Here is a 13,153-nt window from a genome sequence, read left to right on the forward strand (position 1 = left end):
GCCGTGATGCGGTTGGTGCTCGCGTCGAACAATCAGAAGAAGCTCGGCGAGCTGCAGGCGCTGTTCGCGCCGTTGTCCATCGAGCTGGTCACGCAGGGCTCGCTCGGCATTCCCGAGGCCGAGGAGCCGTACCTCACCTTCGTCGAGAACGCGCTGACCAAGGCCCGGCATGCCGCGCGCGCTGCCGGTGCCGCGGCGATCGCCGACGATTCCGGCTTGTGCGTCGATGCGCTGAAGGGCGCGCCGGGCGTGCTGTCGGCGCGCTACGCGACGCTGTTCGGCCAGCCGAAGAGCGATGACGACAACAACCGCGTGCTGCTCGACCGCATGCAGGGGCACGGCGACCGCCGCGCCCGCTTCGTCAGCGCGCTGGTGGCGGTGCGCTCGGCCGACGACCCCGAGCCGCTGATCGCCTTCGGCCGCTGGAACGGCGAGCTGCTGCGCGAGCGCGCCGGCGAGGGCGGCTTCGGCTACGACCCGCTGATGTTCATCCCGGCGCTCGGGCGCTCGGTGGCGCAGCTCAGCGCCGACGAGAAGAATCGCGTGAGCCACCGTGCGATGGCGGCCCAGCAGATGTTGGCCCTGATGCGCGAGGTCTGGCACCTTGGCTGACGTGATCCCGATCGGCCCGTCACCGGCCACGCCCGGCGAGTCGGCCGGTGACATGGTGGCCCGCTACATGCGCCCCGGCACGCTGCAACTTGCCGCACTGCCGCCGCTGTCGCTGTACGTGCACCTGCCGTGGTGCCTGCGCAAGTGCCCGTACTGCGATTTCAACTCGCACGAGAAGGCCGGTGAGCTGCCCGAGGCGCGCTACCTCGACGCACTGCGGGCCGACCTCGAGGCGGCGCTGCCGTTCGTGTGGGGCCGCCGCGTGCACAGCATCTTCATCGGCGGCGGCACGCCCAGCCTGTTCGCGCCGGCCGCCATCGACCAGCTGGTCACCGACATCCGCGCCCGCCTGCCGCTGGAGGCCGGCTGCGAGATCACGCTCGAGGCCAACCCCGGCACCTTCGAGCGCGACCGCTTCCGCGGCTACCGCGCCGCCGGCATCACGCGGCTGTCGATCGGCGTGCAGAGCTTCGACGACGAGAAGCTGAAGGCGCTCGGCCGCGTGCACGATGCCGCGCAGGCGCGCGCCGCGGTGGCCGAGGCGCGCGAGTGCTTCGACACCTTCAACCTCGACCTGATGTACGCGCTGCCCGGGCAGACGCTGGCGCAGTTCGATGCCGACCTGAGGCAGGCGCTCGATTTCAAGCCGCCGCACCTGTCGATCTACCACCTGACGATCGAGCCGAACACCTTCTTCGCGAAGCACCCACCGGCCATCCCCGACGACGACCTCGCGTTCGACATGCTCGACCGCATCGTCGAGCGCACGGCCGCGAGCGGCCTCGCGCGCTACGAGGTCTCGGCCTTCGCGCAGCCGGGCCACCGCTGCCTGCACAACCAGAACTACTGGCAGTTCGGCGACTACCTCGGCATCGGCGCCGGGGCGCACAGCAAGCTGAGCTTTCCACACCGCGTCGTGCGGCAGATCCGCTACCGCGATCCGGCGAAGTACATGGCGCAGGCGCTGGCCGGTGCGGCCATCTCGCAGGACGAAGAGGTGGCGCGCAAGCAGTTGCCGTTCGAGTTCATGCTGAACGCGCTGCGGCTGGTGGATGGCTTCGAGCTGGTGCGCTTCACCGAGCGCACCGGCATGCCGCTGAGCGCGATCCGCGCGCCGCTCGACAAGGCGCTGGCGCAGGGGCTCGTCGAGCAGGAGGGCGGCTGGGTGCGCCCGACCACGCGCGGGATGGATTTCCTCAGCGACCTGCAGTCGCTGTTCCTGGCGGAGTGACCTGGCGGATTGAGCTTCAGACGCTGCCCGAGTTGACGCCGCTCCCGTGGCGCATCAGCTCCAGCATCTCGTGCAGGTCGTAGGTCATCACCGCGAGGAAGCCCACCAGCCCGATGTAGGTCACCGCATAGCCCGCCCGCGTCTCGAACGACGCAACCCGGTAGGCCTGCGCGGCCGGGTCACCGCGCTGCTTCCAGGCGGTCCACAGCTGCGAGCCGGCCAGCACCGCCACCAGGATCAGCATCGGGCTCGGCCGCCACATCAGCATCGCCAGCAGCGCCGGCACGCCCGCGAGCCACAGCCACGGCGAGATCACCTGCGTGATGCGCCCGCCGTCCAGCGGGCTCAGCGGGATCAGGTTGAACAGGTTCAGGAAGAAGCCCGAGTACGCGACCGCGAGCAGCCAGTCGATGTGCTGGTCGCGCGCGACGAAGTAGCAGGCCAGCGCGCCGATCGTGCCGATCAGCGGGCCGCCCATGCCCACGTAGGCCTCGGTCTCGGCGTCGTGCGGCTGCTCCTTCAGCTGGATCCAGGCGCCGACGAACGGGATGAAGGTCGGCGCGCCGACCGCCAGCCCGCGCTGCCGTGCCGCGATGAAATGCCCCATCTCGTGCACGAACAGCAGCACGACGAAGCCGACCGCATAGCGCCAGCCCCAGATGAAGGCGTAGACGACCACCGACAGCAGCATCGTGCCGCCGGTGGTCAGCAGCTTGCCGAACTTCAGGCCGCTGAACAGCAGCAGGAGCAGCTTGATCACGTGTCGGATTTCTTGCGCGTGAAGAACTTGCCGATCACCGCCAGCAGCCCGGCACCGGCCAGCAGCGCGACCTTGGCGAACTTCAGGAAGAACGCCGCGATCACCGCGAACAGCCCGAGCTTCTTGACGGCCACGCCGGCCACCAGCGCGGCGATGCCGTACTCGGCGACCTTGTCGGTGTTGCTGTTGAAGTCGGTGTAGCCCTTGCCGCCGTTGAAGTGCAGTGCCGACAGCAGTTGGCCGGCCACCGGCTTGTCGGCCTCGATCGAGGCGCGCGAGGTGATCAGGTTCAGCGTGATGTAGCCCTCGCGGCCGAGCGCGTAGGTGTTGTAGTTGATGCTCTGCTGCGCGTCGTTCTCGCCCGGCGTGCGGGCGGCCATCGACCACACGAGGCGGTGCGTCGCCGCGTCGTAGCTCGGCTTCTGCACCCAGCCGACGATCTCGAGCTCGGGGAAGCCCTGCTCGCGGCGGCGCTTGTTGCCTTGCTCGGTGCCTTCCTTCAGGCTCTTGAACAGGTCGTCGACGTTCCAGTCCTTCGCGTCGTCGTCCTTGATGTAGCCCGAGGCCTCGTAGCGCGCGACCACCAGCCATTGCGGGTCGCCGCTGGACTGCACCAGGCCGATCAGGCGGTCGTCGCTGCTGTTGCCCATCGCCTGCATCAGGCGGCCGGCCTGCGGCTGCGGGATGTATTCCATGCCCGCGGGCAGCTTCAGCACGGCCTGGTCGCGCAGCAGGATGTCGCTCGGGCCCTTCATGGTGGCGGCGCGCGCTGCGGCGACGGCGGCTTCGCCTTCCTTCTGGCGGTCTTCCGCGGTGCCCGCCCGGGCCACGGTGGATGCCAGCGCGAACGCGGCGGCCAGGGCCGCAGCGGCGGCGATCTTGATGAACTTCATGGATCCTCCCAATGGTGTTGACTGCTGCGCGCCCTCACGCGCCGGGCCATGCTAGCGCACGGGCATCGGGGGTGTCTTCACCAAGTCCTGGGATTGCGTGAGTTCTTCGCGCAGCCAGTCGCGCAGTGCGACCAGCGGCGGCCAGTCCCGCAGGTCGGGCGGGTAGACGAGCCAGTACGCGTAGGCCTCGTCGTCCGGCAGCGACAGCGGCGACAACCGCACCAGCTTGCCGTCGCAGATCGCATCGGCGGCGAGCAGCTCGCGGGCGAGCGCCAGGCCCAGGCCCTGCTCCGCGGCCTGCAGCATCAGCCCGGCGTCGTTGAAGGCGGCCACCGGGTTGACGCGCACGCGCAGCCCGGCCAGCTCGAACCAGCGCGCCCACAGCCCTGGGCTGCCGAGCAACGGCTCGTCGGCCAGCGCCTTGGCATCGCGCCCCTGCAGCCGGTGCGCGGCATTCGGCGAGCCGATCGCGATCAGCGGCGAATCGATCAGCCGCTCGCTGACCAGGCCTTTCCACTCGCCGCTGCCCTGGCGCAGCGCGGCATGGAAGCCGTCGCGCTTCAGGTCGATGATCTGCTGCGACGCGAACAGCTCGATGCCGATGTGCGGGTTGCGCTCGCGCCAGCGCGCCATGCGCGGCAGCAGCCAGCGTTGCGCGAACGACGGCAGCAGCGTGACGCGGATGCGGTGTTCGGCGCCYGAGGCCGCAGCGGCCGCGGCGCGCATGCCGTCGTCCAGCTGGGCCAGCGCCGGCTCCACCGCGCGCAGCAGCGCGGCCCCGGCGGCGTTCAGCGCGATGCGCCGCCCACGGCGGTCGAAGAGGGGGAAGCCGAGCTGTTCCTCGAGCAGCTTGATCTGCTGGCTGACGGCGCTGTGGGTCAGGCTCAGCTCCTCGGCCGCGGCGCGCAGGTTGGACAGGCGGGCGACGGCGCGGAACGCCGGGAGCGTGTTCAGCGGCAGGCGGTGGTTCGGCATGACTGGTAAGCATAGCTGACCAATTGGCGCTGAACAAATCGATTCCTTCCCAGGGAGCTGGCTTCTATGCTTACCAGCACTCGATCAAGAAGGAGACCGCCATGTCGACGCCGCAAGTGTTTCAGCCGAGTTTGCCCCTGTGCCGTCCGATTGCCGTGCGCTGGCGCGAGGCCTTGCTCGCACCGGTCGAGGCGTGGCAGCGGTGGAGGGAACGCCGGCAGCGTGAGCACCGCTACGACGCGGTGCTCGACCTGAACCCGCGCACGCTGCGGGATATCGGCGCGCCCGAGTGGGTGGTGTCGCACGCGCAGAGCCGGCGCGAGGTCGAATCGCACCGCGTCGACGAGTTCCACCTCGGCGTGCGCGAACTGCCGTCGCGCTGGTGATCAGACGCGATTCAGGGACAGCCCGGATGTGCTGCGCAGACGCTCGATCAGGTGGGTCGCGATCTGCGTCAGCGGCAGCACCTCGTGCGCCGCACCGGCGTTGATCGCCTCGCGCGGCATGCCGAACACCACGCAGCTGGCCTCGTCCTGCACCAGGTTGTAGCTGCCGGCGTCGCGCAGTTCGCGCATCGCCTTCGCGCCGTCGGCGCCCATGCCGGTCAGCATGATGCCGAGCGCGTTCGGGCCGACGACGCGCGCCGCCGACTTGAACAGCACCTCGACCGACGGCTTGTGCCGGTTCACCGGTTCGCCATCCTGCACGCGGGCGATGTAGTTCGCACCGCTGCGCTCCACGCTCAGGTGCAGGCCGCCCGGCGCGATGTAGGCATGGCCGGGCAGCACGCGTTCGCCGTCCTGCGCTTCCTTCACGCGGATGCGGCACAGGCCGTCCAGCCGCGCCGCATAGCTGCGCGTGAAGCCGGGCGGCATGTGCTGCGTGATCATCACCGCCGGGCAGTCCGGCGGCAGGTTGACCAGCACTTCCTTGGTCGCCTCGGTGCCGCCGGTGGAGGCGCCGATGAAGATGATCTTCTCGGTCGACAGCCGGCCGAGCGAGGTGATCGGCGCGGCCGGGCGGGCGGACGCGGCCGAGCCGTCGGCCGGCGCGCTCGCCGGCACGTGCAGCTTGCGGATGTGGGCCTTCGATGCGATGCGCACCTTGTCGGTGATGTCCTCGGCCAGCAGGCGCAGGCCGTCGGCGACGCCGATCTTCGGCTTCGCGACGAAATCGATCGCGCCGAGTTCGAGCGCGCGCAGCGTCACGTCGGCGCCGCGCTCGGTCAGCGTGGACACCATCACCACCGGCATCGGGCGCAGCCGCATCAGCTTGCTGAGGAAGTCGATGCCGTCCATGCGCGGCATCTCGACGTCGAGCGTGATCACGTCCGGGTTCAGGTTGCGGATCATCTCGCGCGCCACCAGCGGGTCGCTGGCCGCGCCGACGCACTCCATGTCGGGCTGCCGGTTGATGATCTCGGTGAGCAGGCTGCGCACCAATGCCGAATCGTCCACCACCACCACGCGTGTCTTTGCCATGTTCGTGCCTTGCAGGGTTGTCTCGCTGTCGCTGTCGTTTGTCTTGCGTTGTTGTCGGGCGGTCAGAACAGGTCCACCGAGCCGCCGCCGGTCGCGGCGGGCACGGCCTTCTGCGCGGCGATGCGGTCCTGCTGCACCAGCGCATCGGTGTGGGCCGGCGCCAGGCGCTTGACCATCGCCTTGCCGCTGCCAGGCAGGAAGCAGACCTTGCGCGGGTAGATGTCGAGCACGTCCTTCGACACGATCGGGATGCGCTCGGTCTTCAGGTAGTCGATCACGAAGCTGGTGTTGCGCTCGCCGACGTTCATCGTGTTCATGCCGCTGATGACCTGGCCGCCGCCGAACACCTTGGCTTCCATCGTCATGCGGTTCGCGCCGCGCTTCATCATCTCGTTGATCAGCAGTTCCATCGCGTACGAGCCGTAGCGGCCCGAATCGCCGGCACCGTCGGGCAGCATGAAGTGGTTCATGCCGCCGACCTTCGCGTTGCGGTCCCACAGGCAGGCGGCGATGCACGAGCCGAGCGTGGTCATGATCAGCATGTCCTCGTCGTGCACGAAGTACTCGCCGGGCAGGATCTTGACGGCGTCGTTCCTGAAGTGCGCGTCGTAGAAGAAGAACGAGGCCTCCCCCGGCTTGCGCGGCGCGCCCTTCAGGCGCTCGAGCCGGGAGCCGGCCGCGGGGGTGTTGGAGCTGATCAAGGCCATGGTCTTTCCATATCGGCGGGCTGCGGGGGGTGCTTGAGCAGGCTCAGACCCGTTCGTAGACCGTCTTGCCGCGCAGGCGGAAGATGTCCTTGGAATCCGTGAAATTCTCCGAATGCCCGACGAACAGCAGGCTGCCGGGCTTCATCACGCCGTGGATGCGTTCCAGCACCTTGCGCTGTGTCGGCGCATCGAAATAGATCATCACGTTGCGGCAGAACACGATGTCGAACGGCTCGCCGAGCGACCAGCGCGCGTCCATCAGGTTGTGCACGCGGAACTCGATCATGCGCGCCAGCTCGGGCTTCACGCGGATGAATCCGCTGTTGTCGCCCTTGCCGCGCAGGAAGTGGGCGCGATGGTGGTTGGCGGTCAGCCCGCGCGCATCGGCCGGGTAGACGCCGCGGCCGGCGGTGGCGAGCACGTTGGTGTCGATGTCGCTCGCGATGATGCGCACCGCGCTGTGGCCGAGCGCCTCGGCGCAGGTCATCGCGATCGAATACGGTTCCTCGCCGGTCGAGGCGGCGTTGCACCAGACGCGCAGCGATTGGCCGGCGCGCGCCTTCAGGTCGGAGGCGAGCGCATGGAAATGGTGTTCCTCGCGGAAGAACGAGGTCAGGTTGGTCGTCAGGCAGTTCACGAACTCCTGCCATTCGCGGTCGGCCTGCGGGCCGCTGGCGCCTTCGAGCCACTGCAGGTAGCTTGCGAAGCTGCGCTGGCCGGTCTCGCGCAGGCGGCGCGACAACCGGCTGTAGACCATCGCCTGCTTGCCCGCATGCAGGCTGATGCCGGCGCGCTGGTAGATCAGCTGGCGCACGCGTTCGAAATCGGCAGTGCCGAAGCTGAACTCCTGGTCGGATGCGTTGCGCAACGCGGCGAGTTCGGCAGGGGACGCAGCACTCATGAAGTCTCCAGAGATCGTTCGGATGTTGTTCGAGACGGGACCAGCGGACTCCGATGCGGCCACCTTCCACGGCTTATCGGTTGCCAGTCTGGGGACCTTGAGAGGCCCCCAAGGGTTGAGATGGGTGCCAATCACCGCGTATTTCAGGAGTGGGCGTGAATATGTCCGCTGCTAGACTGAATCCATACAGCCCCGGGCTCGACGTGTCCACATCTCCAGCAGTACCCGCAACGCCTGACCCGACTCCCGCACCCCAACTGCGGCTGGCCGCAGCGTTGCAGTTGCTGGGCCAGTCGGGGCACTCGTTGCCGGATTTCGCGCAGGTGGGCCAGACGGTGTGGCTGCAGTCGGTGATCGACGCGCTGTGCGACCTGTCCAGCCGCGACGCGCTGACCGGCCTGTCGAACCGCCGCCAGTTCGAGCTCGCGCTCGCCCGCGAGATCGACCGCGTGGCGCGCGCCGGCGAGCCGGCCCTGGTGCTGATGGTCGACATCGACCGTTTCAAGATGGTCAACGACACGCACGGCCACGCGGCCGGCGACCTGGTGCTGAAGGCCGTGGCCGCCTCGCTGATGAGCTGCGTGCGGCCGATGGACACCGTGGCCCGCTTCGGCGGCGAAGAATTCGCGATCATCCTGCCCAACTGCCCGCCGGCGTTCGGCCAGATGGTGGCCGAGCGCATCCGAAGCAAGGTCGAGGGCACGCCGGTCACGGTGGCGCGGCGGCAATCGCTGTCGGTCACGATCAGCCTCGGCGGGGCGTTCGCGCCGCAGTGGGTGCGCTCGTCGGCCACGTTGTGGATCGAACGCGCCGACCAGCAGCTCTACCGCGCCAAGCGCGAGGGCCGCAACCGCGCCTGTCTCGAGCAGCCGCCGGTGTCGCTCGTCAGCGCCGAGGAGAAGGGCATGCTGTTCGGTACGTCGCAGTTCCAGGACATTGAATGAATGTTGAGCAAGCGATGAGCACCCCAGAAACCGCCGCTGCTGCCGCGCCGCCTCCCCACACGGGGCACCGTGCGCGCACGCTGGCCGTGACCAGCGGCAAGGGTGGCGTGGGCAAGACCTTCGTGTCGGCGAACCTCGCGGCGGCCCTGGCGCGCCGCGGCGAGCGGGTGCTGGTGCTCGACGCCGACCTCGGCCTCGCCAACCTCGACGTGGTGCTGAACCTGTTCCCGAAGATCACGCTGCACGACGTGTTCACCGGCAAGGCGAAGCTGGAAGACGCGATCCTGCCGGCACCGGGTGGCTTCTCGGTGCTGCTGGCCGGCTCCGGCCTGGTCGAGTATTCGCGGCTGACCGCCGAGGTGCGCGAGCAACTGCTGAAGATCATCGAGACCGTGGCGCCGCGCTACGACCGCATCCTGCTCGACACCGGCGCCGGCATCTCCGACGTGGTGCTCTACGCCGTCTCGCTGGCCGACGACGTGCTGGTCGTCGCGACGCCCGAACCCACCTCGCTGACCGATGCCTACGCGACCATCAAGGTGCTCGCGACGCAGCAGCAGCGCACGAAGATCTCGCTGGTGGTGAACCAGGTCAACCGCGCCGGCGAAGGCCGCGTGATCCGCGGGCAGCTGCAGCAGGTGGTCGACAAGTTCGTCGCGCCGCAGCTGGCCGGGCCCGATCCGTCGCTGAAGCTCGAGCTGCTGGGCGAGGTGCCGATCGACCCCTCGGTGCGCGAGGCGGTGCAGAAGCGCCAGCTGCTGCTCGAATCGCTGCCCGGCTGCGAGGCCGCCAAGGCCATCGTGGCGATCGCTGCCAGGCTCGCGACGCCGTGAGCGAGGCACTCCCCGAATCCAAGCCCGCCACGCCGTTCGAATGGGTCGGTGGCGAGGGCGTCGTGCGCTCGCTGGTCGACCGCTTCTACGACCTGATGGACCTGGAGCCCGGCTATGCCGCGCTGCGCGCCGCGCACGGGCCCAGCCTGGACGCCGCGCGCGACAAGCTGTTCTGGTTCCTGTGCGGCTGGCTCGGCGGGCCGCAGCACTACGTGGAGCGCTTCGGCCACCCGATGCTGCGGGCGCGCCACCTGCCGTTCTCGATCGGCATCCTGGAGCGCGACCAGTGGCTCGCCTGCATGCACCAGGCGATGCAGGAAACCGAGCTCGACCCGGCGCTGATCACGCGGCTGCGCGAATCCTTCTTCCAGACCGCGGACTGGATGCGCAACAAGGGCGTCTGAGCGCCCTTGTTGTCGCGATCAGCGGGTGTGCGAGACCCGCACCGCGTTCAGGCCGTCCGACAGCCCCAGCTCGAAGCTGCCGCCGGTCGGCAGGTCGGCGCTCGACAGCGTGGCGGTGCCGCCGCGCAGGTCCTGTGCCAGGGTGCGGCGCTGCTCGGTGCCGACCCAGGTCACGGTCAGGTACGGGTGACGCGCCGCATCCCAGGTGAGCGTCAGCGCACCGCCGCTTTCCTGCACCTGCACCCGCGGAGCCGACACGGCCTGCGCGCGCACGGCGGTGCCGGCGGCCCTGGCCTGCGAGTTCAGCAGCGTCTTGCCGCCCTGCAGCACGGTGATGCCCTGGATCGCACCCGGGTTCGGGATCGTGAAGCCGAAGTGCTGCAGCGTGCTGTCATGGTCCAGCGTGCGCGGCGCAAACGGGATGTCCGTGGTGCCGCTGGCCGACACGATGCGCAGCGTGTACGCACCGGCCTCAGGGGCCTGGGGCCGACCCACCAGCGACTTCACCGGGTTCAGCTCGGCCGTGCCCGAGGCACCGATCTCGCCGCTGATCAGCAGCAGGTCCTGCGTGGCCGACGTCACCGCGGCGGCGGACACGTTGACCATCGATTTGTCCGACGGCGTCAGGTAGGTCTGCATCTTCCGGTAGTTGTAGTCGGAGAAGACCTGGCCGCCGCAGTAGCTCATGAGGTCGTGGCGATCGGTCGGGCGCGGGTCGTAGAAGGTGTTGCTGTCCGCTAGGTACGGCCAGATGTAGCGGCCGGCCTCGCCGAGGGTGGCATTCGGGTACGGGTAGTCCAGGTCGGGAACGGCGACGTCGCCGCAGGCCGCGTGCTGCAGCGAGAAGTTGTGGCCCATCTCGTGCGCCACGATATCGCGCACGGCGGTCGGCTGCTCGGGCATGTCGGTGCCGACGCCCACGTTGCCGCTCGGGTACGCGAGGCCGACGAGGCCCCAGGTGCGCTTCGGGATGAAGCCGTAGTAATGATCGTGCGTGGCAGCGCCTTCCAGCAGGTGCAGGTCGGCCAGTTCGCCGAGGATCTTGCTGTACGCCGTGCGCCAGTCGGTCTCGGTGGTGGGCAGCGTGGTCACGCGGCTCGACACGTAGGTCGGGTGCGACTGCACGCTGACCGACGAGACCGGGAACARCGCCTGCAGGTGRGCKGCCTGGCTSRCCGGCAGCTTGCCGGCGGTGCCSGCGATCTGGACCGAGATCGGCACGAACTTCATCGGCGTGCCGCCGCCGACGCGCGGCGTGATGGTCTTGCCTGCAGCGCTGCCGATCAGCGCGGTGAACTTCACGCCCGTCTTGACCAGATCGGCCGGCACGGTGGCGGTGTACGAATCGGTGAAGCTGGGCACGGCCGACACGGCGGCCGGCAGCGCGCCGGTGGGGGCCGTCAGCAGGAGGTCGCGCATGGCGCCGTCGGCGCTGGTCACGCGCAGCGTGCCGCTCGGCTTGGTGCTGGTCGTCTTGCCGATGCTCGTGACGTTGACCTTCACCAGCGCGGCCTTGCCGGACACCAGCACCAGCGCGCTGTCGTCGCTGTTGAACAGCAGCGATTGCGCGACCTGGATGCTCGACACCGGCGGCGACGGGGTGGTACCCGGATTGATCGGCGGCGTGGACGTGGCCGGCGCGGTGATCTTCATCGACGACGCGATGTCGTTGAAGCCCTCGGCCATCAGGTCGGAGGTGTCTGCCGAGAGCTTCAGCGAGCGTCCCAGGTAGTTGACGTGTTCGAACAATTCCACCGTGTAGCCGCTGGCGACCTTGATCGACGAGATCCGGTCATTCCATCCGCTGGAGATCAGATTCGCCACGTTGGCGTTGGTGCAGGACGTCTCGCCTTGGTAGTTGATGTGCCGATAGAAACAGACCGGAGCGGACGTGATGGTGTCCGTGGTCACTGCGGCGGCGTTGAGCTCCGGGTCGGAGGCGTCCGGTGTCGATTCCTGCTGGCTCCCGCCGCATGAGGCCAGAAGGATTGCCAGGGGGAGCATCGACAGGAAGGATGGCTTGCCGTGCTTCCATGGTTCAGATGCGGGGCGCGTTGCTACTCTCATGACAGCTCCTGGAGAGAGATTGAAAATTCGCCGTGGCCGTGGGCGCCAGCCGGCGAGTTCCCTCAGTGGCCGATGTGGAGTCGCGGTTCCCCCTCTGTCGTCATGTCGGGCGCTGTGAACACGCGAACGAATAGGCGGTGGAGGGTCTGCATGGATGGCATGACCAACGCAACAAGGGCGCCTGAGCGCCCTTGTTGCAGGCCCGCCTCACGGCGGGTTCGGTTCCAGCCTCAGCGAGCGTGCGAGACGCGCACCGCGTTCAGGCCGTCCGACAGTGCCAGCTCGAAGCTGCCGCCGGTCGGCAGATCGGCGCTCGGCAGCGTGACGCTGCCACCGCGCAGGTCCTGCGCCAGGTTGCGGCGCTGCTCGGTGCCGACCCAGGTCACGGTCAGGTACGGGTGGCGCGCTGCATCCCACGTGAGCTTCAGCGCACCGCCGCTCTCCTGCACCTGAACCTGCGGCGTCGCGGCCTGCGCACGCTCGGTGGTGCTGGCGGCCTTGGCCTGCGAGTTCAGCAGCGTCTTCGCACCTTGCAGCACAGTGATGCTCTGGATCGCGCCCGGGTTCGGGATCGTGAAGCCGAAGTGCTGCAGCGTGCTGTCATGGTCCAGCGTACGCGGCGCAAACGGGATGTCCGTGGTGCCGCTGGCCGACACGATGCGCAGCGTGTACTGGCCGGCCTCGGGGGCTTCCGCACGACCCACCAGCGACTTCACCGGGTTCAGCTCGGCCGTGCCGGTCGCACCGATCTCGCCGCTGATCAGCAGCAGGTCTTGCGTGGCCGAGGTCACTGCGGCAGCCGCCTCGTTGACCATCGACTTGTCCGCCGGGGTCAGGTAGGTCTGCATCTTCCGGTAGTTGTAGTCGGAGAAGACCTGGCCGCCGCAGTAGCTCATGATGTCGTGGCGATCGGTCGGGCGCGGGTCGTAGAAGGTGTTGCTGTCCGCGAGGTACGGCCAGACGTAGCGGCCGGCCTTGCCGAGGTTGGCATCCGGGTACGGGTAGGCCGGGTCCGGGCTGCCGGCGCCGCCGCAGGCCGCGTGGGGCAGCGAGAAGTTGTGGCCCATTTCGTGGGCCACCACGTCGCGCACGGTGGTCGGCTGGTCGGGCATGTCGAAGCCGACGCCGGAGTGGCTGCTCAGGTAGGCCAGGCCAGCGAGGCCCCAGGTGCGCTTCGGGATGAAGCCGAAGTAGTGGTCGTGCTTCGCCGCGCCTTCCAGCGAATGCAGATCGGCCAGTTCGCCGAGGATCTTGCCGAACGCATCGCTCCAGCCGGCATCGGTGGTCGGCAGCGTGGTCACGCGGCTCGACACGTAGGTCGGGTGCGACTGCACGGTGACCGACG

General features: G+C 68.8%; 14 protein-coding genes. 6 read left to right on the forward strand and 8 right to left on the reverse strand.

Annotated elements, in window-relative coordinates:
* Positions 1-6: 6 nt before the first annotated feature.
* Together rdgB and hemW are read left to right on the forward strand one after the other, a co-directional pair.
* A complete protein-coding gene (rdgB, locus tag AC1D1T_RS06590) occupies positions 7-612 on the forward strand; it encodes an RdgB/HAM1 family non-canonical purine NTP pyrophosphatase (protein ID WP_465114234.1) in 606 nt (201 codons plus the stop codon).
* Between the two features lies 1 nt (position 613).
* Entirely contained in the window at positions 614-1,843 is a 1,230-nt protein-coding gene (gene hemW / locus AC1D1T_RS06595) for a radical SAM family heme chaperone HemW (protein ID WP_477841495.1), read from the forward strand.
* A gap of 16 nt (positions 1,844-1,859) precedes the next feature.
* Here the strand turns inward: hemW and AC1D1T_RS06600 are convergent, their stop codons facing one another.
* From AC1D1T_RS06600 to AC1D1T_RS06610, 3 genes are read right to left on the reverse strand one after another with little or no spacing between them, the layout of a single operon-like run.
* Positions 1,860-2,603 carry a site-2 protease family protein gene (locus AC1D1T_RS06600; protein ID WP_477827255.1) on the reverse strand — a complete coding sequence of 248 codons (744 nt, stop codon included), beginning with the start codon at positions 2,601-2,603 and terminating at the stop codon, positions 1,860-1,862.
* Entirely contained in the window at positions 2,600-3,496 is an 897-nt protein-coding gene (locus AC1D1T_RS06605; protein WP_477827256.1) for a DUF2167 domain-containing protein, read from the reverse strand. Before AC1D1T_RS06605 ends, AC1D1T_RS06600 begins: the two co-directional genes overlap by 4 nt.
* Positions 3,497-3,547: 51 nt before the next feature.
* Positions 3,548-4,471, reverse strand: a complete 924-nt coding sequence (locus tag AC1D1T_RS06610; RefSeq protein WP_477827257.1) for a LysR substrate-binding domain-containing protein — start codon at positions 4,469-4,471, stop codon at positions 3,548-3,550.
* A 101-nt stretch (positions 4,472-4,572) separates the two neighbouring features.
* On the opposite strand from AC1D1T_RS06610, the gene AC1D1T_RS06615 reads away from it, so the two are divergent.
* A complete protein-coding gene (locus AC1D1T_RS06615) occupies positions 4,573-4,857 on the forward strand; it encodes a hypothetical protein (RefSeq protein WP_465114230.1) in 285 nt (94 codons plus the stop codon).
* On the opposite strand, the gene AC1D1T_RS06620 is transcribed toward AC1D1T_RS06615, so the two are convergent.
* The 3 genes from AC1D1T_RS06620 to AC1D1T_RS06630 all read right to left on the reverse strand — a co-directional run bounded on the left by AC1D1T_RS06620 (position 4,858) and on the right by AC1D1T_RS06630 (position 7,560).
* Positions 4,858-5,952: a protein-glutamate methylesterase/protein-glutamine glutaminase gene (locus tag AC1D1T_RS06620; protein WP_477991663.1), complete on the reverse strand. Its 1,095-nt coding sequence runs from the start codon at positions 5,950-5,952 to the stop codon at positions 4,858-4,860.
* A 62-nt stretch (positions 5,953-6,014) separates the two neighbouring features.
* The gene (gene cheD, locus AC1D1T_RS06625; protein ID WP_465114228.1) at positions 6,015-6,659 is read right to left on the reverse strand and encodes a chemoreceptor glutamine deamidase CheD; all 645 of its coding nucleotides are present in this window, start codon (positions 6,657-6,659) and stop codon (positions 6,015-6,017) included.
* A 43-nt stretch (positions 6,660-6,702) separates the two neighbouring features.
* Positions 6,703-7,560, reverse strand: coding sequence for a CheR family methyltransferase (locus AC1D1T_RS06630; protein WP_047507462.1), 858 nt, complete (start codon positions 7,558-7,560; stop codon positions 6,703-6,705).
* 275 nt (positions 7,561-7,835) lie between these two features.
* Between AC1D1T_RS06630 and AC1D1T_RS06635 the strand changes: the two genes are divergently transcribed.
* Genes AC1D1T_RS06635 through AC1D1T_RS06645 form a run of 3 tightly spaced genes read left to right on the forward strand, consistent with a single transcriptional unit; the run spans position 7,836 to position 9,741 of the window.
* Positions 7,836-8,504: a GGDEF domain-containing protein gene (locus tag AC1D1T_RS06635; protein WP_465114227.1), complete on the forward strand. Its 669-nt coding sequence runs from the start codon at positions 7,836-7,838 to the stop codon at positions 8,502-8,504.
* A gap of 14 nt (positions 8,505-8,518) precedes the next feature.
* A complete protein-coding gene (locus tag AC1D1T_RS06640) occupies positions 8,519-9,337 on the forward strand; it encodes a MinD/ParA family protein (RefSeq protein ID WP_477991664.1) in 819 nt (272 codons plus the stop codon).
* Positions 9,334-9,741 carry a group II truncated hemoglobin gene (locus tag AC1D1T_RS06645; RefSeq protein ID WP_477991665.1) on the forward strand — a complete coding sequence of 136 codons (408 nt, stop codon included), beginning with the start codon at positions 9,334-9,336 and terminating at the stop codon, positions 9,739-9,741. The genes AC1D1T_RS06640 and AC1D1T_RS06645 overlap by 4 nt, the downstream gene beginning before the upstream one ends.
* An 18-nt stretch (positions 9,742-9,759) precedes the next feature.
* Here the strand turns inward: AC1D1T_RS06645 and AC1D1T_RS06650 are convergent, their stop codons facing one another.
* A complete protein-coding gene (locus tag AC1D1T_RS06650) occupies positions 9,760-11,808 on the reverse strand; it encodes a peptidase inhibitor family I36 protein (RefSeq protein ID WP_477991666.1) in 2,049 nt (682 codons plus the stop codon).
* 230 nt (positions 11,809-12,038) lie between these two features.
* A partial coding sequence (locus tag AC1D1T_RS06655) for a M66 family metalloprotease (RefSeq protein WP_477991667.1) occupies positions 12,039-13,153 on the reverse strand: 1,115 nt, incomplete at its 5' end.

The sequence above is a fragment of the Rhizobacter sp. P2_H3 genome, from assembly GCF_056403355.1.